The organism is uncultured Bradyrhizobium sp. (genome assembly GCF_964252615.1).
GTDB lineage: Bacteria > Pseudomonadota > Alphaproteobacteria > Rhizobiales > Xanthobacteraceae > Bradyrhizobium.
In genome coordinates, this window is sequence record NZ_CAXUNQ010000036.1 from 12725 (window position 1) to 27339 (window position 14615).

General features: G+C 59.4%; 16 protein-coding genes. 8 read left to right on the top strand and 8 right to left on the bottom strand.

All coding sequences use genetic code 11. The features are described from left to right. The first annotated feature begins 82 nt into the window (after positions 1–82). A complete protein-coding gene (gene gcvA, locus ACFE72_RS16910; RefSeq protein WP_375414269.1) occupies positions 83–1003 on the top strand; it encodes a transcriptional regulator GcvA in 921 nt (306 codons plus the stop codon). A gap of 59 nt (positions 1004–1062) precedes the next feature. Here gcvA and ACFE72_RS16915 read toward each other — a convergent pair whose 3' ends face one another. Next, positions 1063–1491, bottom strand: coding sequence for a heme-binding protein (locus ACFE72_RS16915; protein ID WP_375414270.1), 429 nt, complete (start codon positions 1489–1491; stop codon positions 1063–1065). Between the two features lie 526 nt (positions 1492–2017). Between ACFE72_RS16915 and ACFE72_RS16920 the strand changes: the two genes are divergently transcribed. From ACFE72_RS16920 to ACFE72_RS16945, 6 genes are all read left to right on the top strand, one after another. Beyond that, on the top strand, positions 2018–2848 hold the full coding sequence (locus ACFE72_RS16920; protein ID WP_375414271.1) for an iron-containing redox enzyme family protein: 831 nt from the start codon (positions 2018–2020) through the stop codon (positions 2846–2848). 130 nt (positions 2849–2978) lie between these two features. Continuing rightward, positions 2979–3851: an NAD(P)-dependent oxidoreductase gene (locus tag ACFE72_RS16925; protein WP_375414272.1), complete on the top strand. Its 873-nt coding sequence runs from the start codon at positions 2979–2981 to the stop codon at positions 3849–3851. Between the two features lie 4 nt (positions 3852–3855). After that, on the top strand, positions 3856–4812 hold the full coding sequence (locus tag ACFE72_RS16930; RefSeq protein ID WP_375414273.1) for a DMT family transporter: 957 nt from the start codon (positions 3856–3858) through the stop codon (positions 4810–4812). Positions 4813–4893: 81 nt separating this feature from the next. Continuing rightward, positions 4894–5955 carry a cupin domain-containing protein gene (locus ACFE72_RS16935; protein ID WP_375414274.1) on the top strand — a complete coding sequence of 354 codons (1062 nt, stop codon included), beginning with the start codon at positions 4894–4896 and terminating at the stop codon, positions 5953–5955. A 518-nt stretch (positions 5956–6473) separates the two neighbouring features. Further along, positions 6474–7751, top strand: a complete 1278-nt coding sequence (locus ACFE72_RS16940) for a PQQ-dependent sugar dehydrogenase (RefSeq protein WP_375414275.1) — start codon at positions 6474–6476, stop codon at positions 7749–7751. A gap of 165 nt (positions 7752–7916) precedes the next feature. Beyond that, positions 7917–8498 (top strand): c-type cytochrome, encoded by a 582-nt coding sequence (locus ACFE72_RS16945; protein ID WP_375414276.1) that lies wholly within the window; start codon positions 7917–7919, stop codon positions 8496–8498. Positions 8499–8519: 21 nt separating this feature from the next. Here ACFE72_RS16945 and ACFE72_RS16950 read toward each other — a convergent pair whose 3' ends face one another. From ACFE72_RS16950 to ACFE72_RS16980, 7 genes are all read right to left on the bottom strand, one after another. Next, positions 8520–9728, bottom strand: coding sequence for a radical SAM protein (locus tag ACFE72_RS16950; protein ID WP_375414277.1), 1209 nt, complete (start codon positions 9726–9728; stop codon positions 8520–8522). 19 nt (positions 9729–9747) lie between these two features. Further along, the gene (locus ACFE72_RS16955; RefSeq protein WP_375414278.1) at positions 9748–9996 is read right to left on the bottom strand and encodes a hypothetical protein; all 249 of its coding nucleotides are present in this window, start codon (positions 9994–9996) and stop codon (positions 9748–9750) included. Positions 9997–10132: 136 nt separating this feature from the next. Further along, complete coding sequence (locus ACFE72_RS16960; protein ID WP_375414279.1) at positions 10133–10384, bottom strand: hypothetical protein; 252 nt, start codon at positions 10382–10384, stop codon at positions 10133–10135. A 193-nt stretch (positions 10385–10577) separates the two neighbouring features. After that, positions 10578–11510 (bottom strand): 2-dehydropantoate 2-reductase, encoded by a 933-nt coding sequence (panE, locus tag ACFE72_RS16965; protein WP_375414280.1) that lies wholly within the window; start codon positions 11508–11510, stop codon positions 10578–10580. 136 nt (positions 11511–11646) lie between these two features. Next, positions 11647–12384: an SDR family NAD(P)-dependent oxidoreductase gene (locus ACFE72_RS16970; protein ID WP_375414281.1), complete on the bottom strand. Its 738-nt coding sequence runs from the start codon at positions 12382–12384 to the stop codon at positions 11647–11649. 126 nt (positions 12385–12510) lie between these two features. After that, on the bottom strand, positions 12511–13119 hold the full coding sequence (locus ACFE72_RS16975; protein WP_375414282.1) for a 2-hydroxychromene-2-carboxylate isomerase: 609 nt from the start codon (positions 13117–13119) through the stop codon (positions 12511–12513). Between the two features lie 70 nt (positions 13120–13189). Then, on the bottom strand, positions 13190–13783 hold the full coding sequence (locus ACFE72_RS16980) for a DUF2239 family protein (protein ID WP_375414283.1): 594 nt from the start codon (positions 13781–13783) through the stop codon (positions 13190–13192). Positions 13784–13940: 157 nt separating this feature from the next. Between ACFE72_RS16980 and ACFE72_RS16985 the strand changes: the two genes are divergently transcribed. Continuing rightward, positions 13941–14606 carry a glutathione S-transferase family protein gene (locus ACFE72_RS16985; RefSeq protein ID WP_375414284.1) on the top strand — a complete coding sequence of 222 codons (666 nt, stop codon included), beginning with the start codon at positions 13941–13943 and terminating at the stop codon, positions 14604–14606. Positions 14607–14615 lie beyond the last annotated feature (9 nt).

Genomic DNA, 14615 nt, shown 5'->3' on the forward strand with positions numbered 1-14615 from the left:
TGCATTGCTACTGGAACGGTGCTGCCGTGGGCGATTTTTATCGCTGAGCGACGGAAGACATCGATGCAAGTCGGAACTGAACATGTCCTACCGAATGCCTCCGTTGAATGCATTGAGAGCTTTCGAAGCGTCGGCTCGTCATCTGAGCTTCAAGCAGGCCGCAAATGAACTAAATGTAACGGCCGGGGCGATCGGTCAGCAGGTTAAATCTCTTGAAGAAATGTTGGGCGTCAAGCTTTTTCGGCGGCTGCACCAGTCGATCGCGCTGACCCAGGCGGGCCTTACCTATCTGCCGGCTTTGCGGAATGCATTCAGCATCATTTCCGAGTCGACCCAGCGGATTGCCGTCAAAAGCAGCGCTGAAATCCTGTCGGTCGGCGTGCAAGCGCCCTTTGCCGTGAAGTGGCTTTTCCCGCGGCTGCCGCAGTTCCTCAAGGATCATCCCCATGTCGATCTCCGCCTTAGTTCGTCGATCGAACTCGACGAAATTTATAAGGGGACGGTCGACGCGGTGATCAGGTATGGCACCGGGCATTTCCCGGGTTTTCGAAACATCCTGATCAGGCCGGAGCGCTTCGATCCGGTCTGCAGTCCAAGGCTTTTGGTGGAAGGGCCCCCGCTCAAGAGCCACCGGGATTTGAATAGCCACATGCTGCTGCACGACGAATTCCGAGAAGGATGGCTGACATGGTGCCAGGCTCAAATGATTGATGGTGTTGACGTAAAAAGAGGGCTCAGTTTCGCCGACGAGCATCTTGCGCTCAAGGCCGCTATCGAGGGCCACGGCGTAGCGCTGGGCGAAGCTCTGCTTATTGAACGGGACATCCTTGCCGGTCGACTGGTTCGCCCGCTAGGCAAGGGTATTTCGCGAGACAGCGGATACTACCTGATCTGTTCGGACGGTAGCGTCGCATGTGCGAAGATAAAAACGTTCCTTTCGTTCCTGACCGCTGAGGTTGCACGTATCAAAGATCACCGAAATGAGGCTCAAGCTGTAGCGTAGCCGTTCTGGGCCAAGATCGGATTGCGTGGCCGATAAGGCAGCCTTCTGCTTCGATCCGGTCACATCGGATTTGCCTTCAGCCCCGCCGCTTCGATGCCGGCGATGGCGCAGATCTCGTCATTGTCCGACGAGTCACCGCTGACGCCGACAGCGCCGAGCAGAACGCTCCCGTCCTGGATCAGCACGCCGCCGGGCACCGGCACCAGCCTCCCCTGCGCCAGGGTATTGACCGCGTTGATCAGATAGGGCTGTTCCTGTGCCCGCTTGAATATCGCCCGCGATCCCATGCCCATGGCCAGCGAGCCGTAAGCCTTGCCATGGGCGACCTCGCTGCGCAGCAAGCTGGCACCATCCTGCGCCGCCGAGATTTTCGTACAGCCGCGCTGGTCAAGAACAACCACCGCAAGCGGCTTCAGTTCTAGCTCGTTTGCCCTGGTTAACGCGGCGTCCAGAATCAGACGGGCGACGTCGAGGGTGAGTTCAGCCATGGATCGGATTCCCTTGCGATTGGCGGGCGGTTGGAGTGAGGAACGTACAGATCCATCGGATGCTCGCCAGATGCATGCGGTGTGCCGTATGTGCGTGTGATGGGCGTTCAGGTGGCTAGGTCGCGTGGAATCCCGGTACGCGTACGCGCGACGGAAGATGCGCGGTACATCGACGTATACCAGACAACTGTTGGTTGCAAACTCCGGCAACCCGCGCAGCAAGCATTGGGGATATCAGCCGCTCCGGCAAATTAGAAAAATGCGTTGAACGAAGCAGAAAAACTGCAGCGGCGACTTTGATTTCGCCCCGCATCACGGCCACACGGCGCGGTGAACATCGCGCACTATTGGCCTTCCATGCCGCGTTGCGAGCCGATTCGGTCCGGCGGCAACCGCCCGGACCCGGCAGATCCGTCTTCGGAAGATAGAAAACCTCCGAGATATCTGCAAAAAATCTGTGGTGACAAGCAAGCTCGCCAATGGAAATCTATCGACGTCATCATAAGCCAGCGCGTCGGAGGGGACTATGAATACCACGGAGTACGTCAACACCAGCGGCGTCAATCATTTCAATGCCGATATTCGGTGGGACACTATTTCTCCCGATGCATTCTGGTCCGCGGCCGATCGCGTTCAGGAGGAAACCCTGGCGCAGGCCAATGCGATGTTCTCTACGCTCAGAACCGCGGACCCGGAAACGCTGCGGGAGTTACTCATTCAATACAGGTATTTCACTGTATATTACATCACCGATCTGGCGCTTCTGATCGCCGGAATGGAGGATGGTCCAATGAGGAGCTTCCTTGCCGATATTCTGTACGACGAGCTTGGTTGCGGTAAGTCGAATGGCGCTCACCCGGCGCTTTATGACAAGTTTCTAAGCAGCATCGGCGTAGACGATCGCGACCTGAACAGCGAGGCATTGGCGACCAATGTCGCCTTGCTCGACGAAGCGCGTCGGCGGCTTGTCGATCCGGTTAACGGCAGCAATTACGGCATCGGCCTGCGTGGGATGGGCGGAGAATGCGTATGCCAGGTATATATCGCTCAGTTGCACGCCCATCTGATCGACAATCCGTTTATCCGCGAGCACAAGGATAAGATCGATTGGCGCTTCTGGGATTTGCACGTCGGTGAGCATGACATCGAACATCGGGAGAAAACCCGCGCGCTCATCAATACGGAGGTGGTTGCAAGGGGCGGAACCGGACTGGAAAAGCTCGGGCTTGGTTATGAATACAGCATGGAATCATGGAGACAGTTCTGGATCAACATTTTTGCGATCGCGGAGCCCGCAATATCGAGAACTGCCGACCGCAAGCCCGTACGCGGCGCGGTAGGGTTGCAAATCAACTAACCGGGTCACGCTGAAGGTACGGCGTGTACACGGCATGAATACATTGCTATTTTTCAACGTGGCTATGTGCGGCGTGGTAAGCAGGCGGCATAGAGCATAAAGTTGGCGCTAATTAGCTGGTGATGGCGATATGAAAGCGGGTCTTATAGGTGTCGGCGTGATGGGCGGACCGATGGCTCGCAACCTTAAGAAAGCGGGCCATGACGTCATGGTGTTCAACCGCACACCCGAGCGCTGCGAAGGGCTCCGATCTCTCGGAGTTGCCGTTGGGCAAACCGTCGACGAAGTGTTTTCAAGGTCGGAAGTCATCATCATCATGGTGTCTACCCAGCACGACGTCGATCAGGTTCTGGGCCGCGACGCGAGCGGTGCCATCAGAGCGCCTGTCGAGGGAAAAAGCGTCGTGCTGATGGCCACCGTGGCCCCCTCCTATTCCGAAGGTCTGGGCGCAAGCCTTTCACAGCGCGGTGCGCGCTATGTTGAGGCGCCGGTTTCCGGATCCAAACAACCTGCGGAGGCGGCCGAGCTTGTCATTCTGGCATCCGCAAAGGATGAAAAGTCCATTGATGAGGTGCAACCCTTATTCGATGCGATCGGAAAGAAGACGGTGCGCTGCGGCCCGTTGCCCACCGCGATGAGAATGAAGCTCGCGAACCAGTTGCTTCTGATCTCATGGTTTGAAGCGATAAGCGAGGCAACGTACTTCGCCAAGGGTATCGGTTTGGACGTTCCGACCTTTCTGGAGATGGTTGCAGCCGGACCATTGGCGAATGGCGTGTTCCGTTCCAAGGTCACCAAGCTGACCAATGAAGATTTCGCTCAGGAGGCGCCCATTCGTCATGTTGCCAAGGACATCGGCCTGGTTTGTGACGAAGCGCTGGAGCGCGGCCTCAAGCTGCCGGTCGCCACGACCAACCGCGAATTGTTCACGCGGGCGGTTCGGGCTGGCCAATCCCAGGACGATGTAATCGGGATCCTGAAGATCCTTCGGGAAGGCAAGTAACCCCATGACGGGGTTTTTTACGACGAAAGCACAGCCCGGTCGCACCGACGGTGGCGTGCAATTGCTGGGCGTTCTATCCGGCCTGGCCGTGGCATTGATCTGGTCAGGCTGGTCGGTCGCGACACGCTTTGCGGTGACAACCAACCTGACGCCGCAGGATGTGACCTTTCTTCGCTTCGGCGTCTCGGCGCTTATTCTATGGCCTATTCTGGTCAGGAAGGGCTTTGCAATTCAACAAATCGGTATCGCACGCCTGCTGGTGATGGTGTTCGGCGCCGGAGCGCCGTTCATGCTGCTGGCTTCAGAAGGCGTGAGGTTTGCTCCGGCGTCGCACATCGCAACGCTGATGATCGGTTTGATGCCGATCTGGGTTGCGTTGTTATCCGGGGTGCTTTTCGGCGAACAATTTTCACCTCCACAAGTCATCGGACTGATTGTCGTCGGGGTTGGCGCCCTATGCATCGGCAGCTATTCGTTGCTGGTGAACCGGTCTGTCGGCGAGTGGAGAGGCGATTTGCTGTTTCTGCTGGCCGGCTTCTGCTTTGCGTGCTTCACGATAGCGCAACGACGCTCGGGCATCAGCCCTTGGCATGCGACGGCGTTGGTGAACGTATGTTCAGCCATATTGTTTTCTCCCATTTATTTTCTGTGGCTGACGCCTTCCATCTTTCAAGCGCCGCTCAAGGAGCTTGGCTTTCAAATCGTTGCCCAAGGCATCGCGGTGGCTATCCTGGGAATGTTCTTCTACACGGAAGCGGTGCGCCGACTGGGTGCGCCTCGAGCGGCGATCTTTGGCGCGCTGGCTCCGGCTTTAGCGGTTCTCATGGGCATGGCAATGCTCAATGAACTGCCGCCCTGGCTGACCATACTGGGCATCGCATTCGTCATGATCGGCGTTGTCATGGTGGTCACGGGCAAACGAGCGCCGTTGGTGACTGCAGCGGAGCGCGGCGCGGCCTGATCGGCTCAATCTGCACTGACTTATTGCTGCCGGTTGAGCAAGTCCGATCGGTGAATTCAGTGTTCGCAAAGGAGTTGGAACATGGAAACGACCTTACAAAGCTCTGAAAAAACCTATCAGCCCGTTGAAACTGTAGCGGATCATCCTTGGAAAAAGTCAGTGGAAAGGCTGCTGGCGCAGCCGTTGTTTTCCGCGATGAACGCCGGTTGGGCAACACAACAAGACGTGTCGTTTGTCGCTCCGATTTTGATCCAGGTTCATAAGGAACTCGTCGACGCCGGAATTCGGAGCCTGCAATCCGGCGGAAATCGAACGTCTTGTTCGACGTTTCAAATCAGCTCTCATAGCGACGGCCAGATATCTGTCATTCTGGATCGTCTGGGTATTTCACGCGAACTTCAAAGCGCGCATGTGCTACCCTCCTGCGCGAAGTTTTTCGTCGACAGGGTCACAAACCTCTACACCGGGTGCCCGGCGCAAGCGTATCGCTCGTTCGTTAATATGACGCTGCAGATGTCGGCATTGAGCTTCGCCGCATTGGAGAAGGGACTTGCGGGCGCAGCGGCAAGCGTTGCGTCAAAGTTGGCCTCGCATGAAAGCGACCTGAGACTTTGCGGCAACGGTCCTGAAGGAGACGCAGTCGACACGTTCCTGGATCTCCAGCTGGAATTTCTTTCCGACCTGTTCGACTTGATGCGCCTTAACCGCTTGGACGGTCCGATCGATCGCATCCAGGCGAGACGAAGTCTGGAGAGAACGGAAGAACCCCCGATTGCACTGTTTCCGGGCGTGGGGGAAATCATGTTTGCCGAGGAGGACGAGAAGCGCAGTATTCAGTTTACTGTCGAGCGCTACCCTTGCACCGCGGAAGTGCTTGATCCTCGCGTGGTGCGCATTCCACCAGGGAAATATAATAATCGGCATAAACATGCGCATGAAACTCTTTTTCTGTTTTTTGCCGGCACCGGAGAAATCCTGGTCGGAGAAACGTGGGTCAAGGTAAAGGGCGGCGATGCGGTGTTCTGCCCGAGATGGGCAATTCATCAGACCCACAATACAGGGCCGGACGAGATGGTTCTTCTGGCCGTCACGGACTATTACCTGACGAGTCAGGTATATGTGGGGAAATACGACAAGATATGATCACATCAGCCGGCGCGGCTGGGGGGCGATAACGTTCCTGTTCCGACAGAGGGTGCGGACCGCCGCATGGACGGTACCGCACCAACCCATGCGCAGGCGCGAAAGCGCCAGTCTTGCATTGTTGGGCGGCCGCGACGAATACATGATCGAGGCTTGGCGCGCCCATTGCCCGGCATACCTTGGAGCCACGGCGTGGATGGCTCGCAGCAGCGTTGATGAGACCACCTGAATTTATTGGTTTTGAGTCAGATCTGGGACGACAACGCTTAGCAGACGCATCGGCTCCGCGCGGGTGCAGTGCAGCGACCAGGTTTAAAATTGCTTTGAACGGCAGGCCGCAGAGAAATTTCTTCTCAATCCATCCCAGCCAGTCCTAACCACACGTCGCATACTTCTCTCTTCGGCCGGATGTGTTAGGTTTTGCGGTCTGCCGCCAAACCGCAGGCCAGCAACCCGTCATGACGGGTTCGCAACAAAATAACAGCGCGGCTCGACCGGGCCGCATAGGGAGTGACGCGATGAAATCGGCTTTCAATCGATCCGTTGTTGCGTGCGCCGCCGTCTTCGCCATCGCGGGGATTGCGAGCCTCGGGATGACCCCGGCCACCGCACAGCAAAAGCCTCTGAAGAAATACGAATCCGGCAACAAGGAATTCTGGACCCATCCGCCGGACGATTGGTTCCTCGGCGACGAAACCGAAGCGCAGAAAGGCCTGGCGCCGCCATCGGGGCCGCCGACCGGCTCGTCGGACGCCGAGCTTGCCGCAATGATGAAAAAGATAAAATTGCCCCCGGGCTTCAAGATCGAAGTCTATGCATCGAACGTGCTGGCGGCACGGCAGATGGCCTGGGGCGACAAAGGTACGCTGTTCGTGGGATCGTTCGGCCTCGGCAACGTCTACGCCATCATCGACAATGGCGGCAAGAAAGACGTCAAGACCATCCTCAAGGGCCTGAACATGCCGACCGGCCTCGCCTTTCGCGACGGTTCGCTCTATGTCATCGCCGTCGACAAGCTGATCCAATACGAAAACGCCGAAGCCAACCTCGACAAGCTTGGCGACGGCAAAGTGGTGTATGACGACATGCCGTCCTACGCGGCGCATGGCTGGAAATATATTGCGGTGGACAAGGAGGGCTGGTTCTACCTGCCGTTCGGACCTCCCTTCAACGTCGGCATCCCGCCGACCTCGGTCTCGCAGATCCGCCGCGTCGATCCGAAAACCGGCAATGCCGAACTGGTCGCGCTCGGCGTCCGCAACAGCGTTGGCGGCGACGTCGATCCGCGCACCGGCAAATACTGGTTCACGGAAAATGCCCGTGACTGGATGAGCGACGACATCCCCAGCGACAAGCTCAACATGATCTCCAAGCTCGGCGAACATTTCGGTTATCCGTATTGCCACCAGGGCGACCTGCCGGATCCGAAATTCGCCATGGGCCATAAATGTTCGGAGTTCACCCCGCCGGTGCTCAATCTCGGTGCCCACGTGGCTCCGCTCGGCATGAAGTTCTATACCGGCAACCAGTTCCCCGCCGAGTATAAGAACAGCATCCTGATCGCCGAACACGGCTCCTGGAATCGTCACAAGTACCAGGGCGCCCGCATCGTGCGGGTCACCGTTGGTCCCGATGGCAAGAACGCCAAACAGGACGTGTTCGCATCCGGCTGGATCGAGGGCGACCAGGGCTATCTCGGCCGTCCTGCCGATATCATCCTGGACAAGGACGGTTCGATCCTGGTGGCCGACGATTGGGCCGGCGCGATCTATCGCATCAGCTACAGCAAGAAATAAGGGTAAGGACTCGGGCTGCGGTTGCTTCGAGGGCGACCGCAGTCCCCGCGTTTTGGAATATGGCAGCTAGCGTAAAGTCGCCATGCGCGGGCATCCACGCCTTCCTTCCTTGGCCAACAAACGTGGATGGCCGGACAAGCCCAGCCACGACGCGGAGATGACGCGATGCCGATCAAATTAGTCGCGGCCCTGCTCTTGACGGCTGTCTGCGCCGCTTCTGCCCACGCCGCCGACGTTGCCGCGGGCAAGCAAAAGGCCGAACTGTGCGTCGGTTGTCACGGCGAAGGCGGCATCTCGCAGACCGAGAATATTCCCTCGCTGGCGGCGCAGCCCGATCAGTTCATTCAATGGCAACTGGTGTTCTTCCGTGCCGGCACGCGTAAGAACGAGCAGATGCAGCCGATCGTCGAACAGCTCAACAACGACGACATCCGCAACCTCGGCGCCTATTTCGCCTCGCTGGCGCCGCCGAAAAATTCGGACCCGGATGATGACCCCGATTTGTCGAAAAAGGGTGCGCAGGCCGCCGCCGGCCGCCGCTGCGCGTCATGCCACACCGAATCCTACGCCGGCACCAAGGCGGTGGCGCGTATCGCCGGCCAGCGTGAGGAATATCTGCTCAAGGCGCTTCATGATTACAAGTCCGGCCTGCGTTCCGGCGGCGGCATGGCCGCGATGGCGGACGTCGCCTATCCGCTGCACGAAGAAGAGATCGTGGCGCTCGCGCATTATCTTGCGCATTTGTAGCCAGCCGGGGTTGCCGACAAATTACGCCGCCGCGACGCTTGCCGCCGCAGGCGGGAAATCACCGGTCGGCGCTCTTCGTAGCGTTTCCACCTTCAGCTCGCGCCGCACCCACTGACCGACGTGCGAGATCAGGCCATAGAGCAACTGGCAATGCACCGACGCATTGCTGAAGCCTTTCTCCCGCGAGTAACGGTGCGCGAGCTCCCCGCCTTGGCACAGGGTCTGCACGTCGCAGTTCCGGCAAGCTTCCGCCGATGGAAAATCGCCAGAGTTGATCTGCTTATATTTTTCGTGATCGCGAACGTCGCTGTACACATTGTCAGAGACGCTTTCGAACAGGCGCCGGTCGAATCCGGAACAGATCCGCAAGGTATCATGTAGCTCGACGCTACCGTCGGTTTCCAGGATCACGGCGCTGAAACCAGGCGTGCCGACTGCATCGGCCGACGAGTTGCCGCCAAGATGCAGGCTGACAAGATTATCAAATAGCCGGCAGTCGATGGTCTCCGCGTATTTGCCCGCCCAGGTGTCGAACGCAGAAGTGTAGAACGCAAGTAGCCGCCGCTGCGTCTCGGCCCAGTCGGTCCGGCCGGCGATATGGTCGTGGGTGAGGTCCGGAATCAGGATGTCGAACCAAGGGACCTGAAGGTCGCCACACAGCAATTCCACAGCCGCAGCGCCATCGGCGAATTCCGAAGCTACCATGATAACCCCGGCGAAACACGACCTTTCGCGAAACCGCTTTACGGCCTCGATGACGCGTGAGTAGGTGTCTCTGCCCTTGAAATCCAGCCGCTGCGTACGGCCGTGCTGGTCCGGCAAATCAAGGCTTATGCCGACGCTGACCCGATATTCCTCCATCAGGTCGCACCATGCATCGTCCAACAGCAGCCCGTTAGTCTGCATCGTCAGCTTGAGCGGCAAGTCGCCGGCGAGGTCGCGGACCCGGGCCAGGAATTGCCTCATATAGGTTTTGCCGACCAACAAAGGCTCGCCGCCGTGCAGCGCGAAACTCGCGGTGCCCATCCGGCCAGCTTCGAATTCACGACGCGCGCTGGCGATCACGGCATCGATAGCCTCCAAGTTGAGGCGCTTGGGAAGGCTCGCGCTCGGATCATCACCGAGATTGTACATGTAGCAATAGGTGCAGTTTATGTTGCACCGGCTGTGCATCTTGATGATCATAGAAAGAAACCGTCCCTCGGCAGCACTATCAAAAGCGCCGCACATCGCGGGCGTCCGGACTGCCTCAACTTCGCTGCTTGCTGTATGACTTGCTGTGATGCGGCTGCGGCGGCGTAACTTGGTCGTGCTGCCGGTTATGCGTGGTGGTCTGACCGTAGCTTTGCGCGTAGGTGTTGCTGGTATCGTCGCCGGCCTTCTCGAGGGTCCTGTTAAGGATCGCTTTAAGCGCCGGGCTTTCGTCGATGATTTGCTGGTCGATGGAAATCGAGTGGCCGCCCTCATGCTCGGTCACAAACAAACGGTAGGTGGCCATAACTCTCTCCCACTGTAGAGATTAAGGATAAACCCGGAGCTTGACGCGGCGGCGCTGGCTGTTGGCGGGCCTGCAGGCAAGTCCGAAGTTGATATATTAGCCGTCGGCTCGGATCGAGCGAACCGCAGGTGCAATGTCAAGGAATCTTCCGGGTATAGGATTTGCCGTAACCGTCGGGCCGGGTGCGGTCTTCGTGATAATTGTCGTGCTTTGGAGTCTCATCGTAGCTCTGGTCAAATCCAACGGATTCGAGCCCCTCACGGTTTGAAGTCTTGAAAGACCTTTCAACGATCGCCTTGAGCGCCGGACTTTGATCAATGGTCTCTTGATCGATCGGGAAGGTCCGGGCTCCTTCTTCCTCAACGACGATCAAACGATATGTTCGCATTATGCTTCCTCCAGCTCCGCGCGAAGTCTGGCTTTGTCATTACGACAAGTCAAGCAAAACCCCGGCGCAACTGGCGACGCACGCAACACGGACAGGATTGCGCGCGCGATCGCGCGCCTAATTTAAGTAGCGCGTATCGGTCGGTGCACCTTCTGCGGTCAAAGTCCGCGCGGCCGGATGCCGCTTCATCGGACTAGCGAGCAACTTCATCTCGCGTCTTCTCGTACGCTTTGAGATGCGTATACGCCGTGCGCAATTTTGGCACCGGCACTTTCGCCGCTTCGCCGCGCGCGGTCAGGTCGCCGATGACATGATCGGCCTCGACCGGCGCGCCGGCCTTGATGTCGCGGAACATCGATGCGGTCATCGGCGAGCCTTCGGCCGTGAGCATGCCGCTGATACGCTTCAGAAACGGCGTGCCCGGCGCATGGCCTTCGGCGCTGGCCACCGCGCTGCATTCATCGAGCATACCGAGGATGAAATCCCTGCCGCCCGGCGACGCCACGATATGTCCGACCGACGCCCGCATCAGGCAGGTGGAGGCTGCGAGCGAGGCGAGGAAAACCCATTTCTCCCACATCTCGTGAATTATTTCGTTGCTTGCTTTCGAGCCGAAATTGCCTTTTCCCATCGTATCCGCGATAGCGCGGACCCGATCCGACTGTTTACCGTCGCGTTCGCCAAAGGTCAGCGACTGCATCGGCTGAAGATGAACGATCTCGCGTGTTTCGTTGAGGGTGACGGCGATGGCGCAGAGGCCGCCGAGGATCCGCTCAGGTCCGAACTTTGCGTCGAGCGCATCCAGATGCCGCATGCCGTTGAGCAGCGGGATAACGGCCGTCTGCGGCCCAACCGCCGGCGCAAAGGATTTGATGGCGTCGTCGAGGTCAAAAGCCTTGCAGCTCAGCAAGACGACGTCGAATTTCTCCCCGAGCTGGTCCGCCTGCACGGTTGCCGGATTTTTCAGCGTCACATCGCCGAGCGGGCTTTTGATCACAAGGCCGGTTGCGGCGAGCTCGGCGGCGCGGCGCGGTCGCACCAGAAATGTCACGTCGCAGCCTGCCTGCAGCATCCTGCCGCCGAAATATCCGCCGATCGCGCCGGCGCCCACCACGAGGATGCGCATGTTTCAAATCCCTTTACTGGTTTTCAGCAGTTCTGATACGCGGGCTCGCACCGCGTATCCATCCATTTGAAAAGAGGCTTTCGAAGAAAGACGGATGGCCGGTCAAGCCCGGTCATGACGGGGAGTATCTCTGCAGCTACCACTTCTCTCCGAATGGACGAATCTCGAGCTCGAACGTCCAGGCGCTGCGCGGTTGCTGGTAAAGCTGCCAGTAGGAAGCGGCGACCGAAGCCGGGGGCATCAGCAGATCGGGATTGTCGAGCGCCCCCTTGCCCCAGAGCTGCTCGCGGCGTTCGCGCACCCAGGCAGTGTCGACGCCGGAATCGATGATCAAATGCGCCACGTGGATATTTTTTGGTCCCAATTCGCGCGCCATCGCCTGCGCCACCGCGCGCAATCCGAATTTCGCCGCGGCGAACGCGGCAAAGCCCGACCCGCCGCGCAGGCTCGCGGTGGCACCGGTGAAGAAGATGTTGCCCTTGCCATGCGGCAGCATCAGCCGAGTCGATTCGCGCCCGGCGAGGAAGCCCGCCCAGCAAGCCATTTCCCAGACTTTCCGAAATACGCGGTCGGTGGTTTCGAGGATCGGAAAATTGACATTGGCGCCGACGTTGAAGATGGTCACTTCCAGCGGCGCATGCGCATCGGCGTCGTTGAGAAACGCGGCGATCTCGGTTTCGTTGCGCGCGTCGAGGGAGCGCGCCAGGACCGTTCCACCGGAGGATTCGATTTCCTTCACCAGCGGCGCCAGCTTGTCGCCGTTGCGGCGGCCGGCGAACACGGTAAATCCTTCCGAGGCGAATTTCTTCACGATCTCGGCGCCGATATAGTCGCCGGCGCCGATCACCGCGACGGTTGCGTTGCGTGTTTGCATTCTAAACTCCACCAGACCGTCATCTCACGGAGCGCTCTTGCGCGCGTCTCGAAGGATGGCCGCATGCAGCTGTGCCCCATCCTTCGAGGCGCAGCCAACGGGCCGCCGCAATGAGTTCAAATTCGATTAACTTCCGGCCACCAATTCCTCGACCTCGCGCAGCTGTTCCTTGCCGAAGAACATTTCCTTGCCGACAAAAAATGTCGGCGAGCCGAATGCGCCGCGTTCGACGGCTGATTGCGTGTTTTCGATCAGCCTTGCCTTGACCTCGGGATCCTGCGCACGCGCGAACAATTTTGCGGCGTCAAGGCCGGACGCGGTGAGGGCCTTGGCGGCCACCTCGGGATCGTCCATTTTCTTCGGTTCGTCCCACATGTGATGAAACGCGGCATCGACGTATGTCTCGAACACGCCGTCGATCTGCGCGGCGACCGCGGCCCGCATCAGGTTGAGCGTATTGACCGGAAAGAACGGATTCCAGGTGTAAGGCTTGACGCCATGGCGCTTGACGAAACGCTCGGTTTCGACGGCGTGATACTCGCGCTTGTTCTTGACGCCGGCCAGCGTTTCGGCGGGCGATTTGTTATTGGTCGCCTTGAAGATGCCGCCGAGCAGTATCGGCACGTATTCGAACCTGACGCCGATGCGCCGTTCGATCGCCGGGATGGCTTCGTGGCTGAGATAAGCGTTGGGACTGCCGACGTCGAACAGGAATTGCGGCGCTGACTTGCTCATGGCGGACTCCGTCGGCCGACGGCTGCGGCCGGCGCCGCCGTCTTATATGATCCTTATCATTCAAACCAGCCTAGCGGTTCGCATTCGCCGGATCAACCGGAACGACACCGTCGCCGAAGGCGAGCCGGAGGATGTGATCGCGCACGTCGCCGGGCCATGCCCCGACCAGCGCGGTGAGCTGCAGCCGGTCGTCCGCGAACAACGCGCGCGAGGCGCTCTCGAAATTCGCCAGGTTGCCTGCCATCGCCGACATGAAATGATAGGCCGCATCGCGCGCGGCGCGGCTGCGGTCCTTGTCGCCGTTGGCGCGGCGCGCCGCTTCGACCAGTTTTCGTAAGCTCGCCGATGCGCCGCCAGGTTGCGCATTGAGCCACTCCCAATGGCGGGGCAGCAGCGTCACTTCGCGAGCGACCACGCCGAGTTTTGGCCGGCCGCGTCCGCGAGGCGGCGCCGCCGCCGAGGCAGGCAGCCGTGCCACGATTTCATCGTCGGAGCCGCGAAGATCGAGGTCGATCGGCTGTCCGGTCGCGTCGCTGAAAATTGCGATCGCCGCGGCGCGCTGCCCCGCTCGCTTGACCGCAAGGGCGACGTCGACGAGCGCCCCGGACGCCAGCCGCCGCTGACCGTCGAAGGCGGTAAAACATTCGGGTCGGTGCAGGGACATCGCGGGATCCAGGTAATGCCAATCTCGATATTAGTACCCGGATAAATATGATTGTCAATATTACCCTGATAATTATGGGACCGGTGCATATCGCTCGACTTTAGATGGTCGGGCTGGCACCACGGGGCCGGAACACGACGACGCCGTGGGGACCGCCATGCTTACCGTCCATCATTTGAACAATTCGCGCTCCCAGCGGGTGCTGTGGCTGCTTGAAGAACTTGGCGTGCCCTACCAGATCGCGCGCTACCAGCGTCAGCCGGACATGCGCGCGCCGAAGGAATTGCGTGCGATTCATCCGCTCGGGAAATCGCCGGTCATCACCGACGACGGCAACACCGTCGCGGAGTCCGGGGCGATCGTCGAATACATCCTCGACACCTATGGCAACGGCCGCCTGATCCCACCGGCGAAAACGCCGGAACGGCTTCGTTACACCTACTGGCTGCATTACGCCGAAGGTTCCGCAATGCCGCCGCTGCTGTTGAAACTGTTGTTCTCGCTGCTGCCGAAACGCGCGCCTGCGCTGCTGCGTCCCCTGGTGCGCGCGGTATCCAATCAGGCGCTGGGCACGCTGGTCAATCCGCAGCTAAAGCAGCACATGGCCTATTGGGAAGCCGAACTTGGCAGGAGCGAATGGTTCGCCGGCAATGACTTCACCGCGGCCGACATCCAGATGAGCTTTCCGCTGGAAGCCGCGTCGGCGCGCGCAGGCCTCGAACACGGCCATCCCAGGGCGATGGCGTGGCTCGAGCGCATTCACGCCCGCCCCGCCTACGCCCACGCACTGGAAAAGGGCGGACCGTACACGATCGGCCAGTAGGGCGGACTG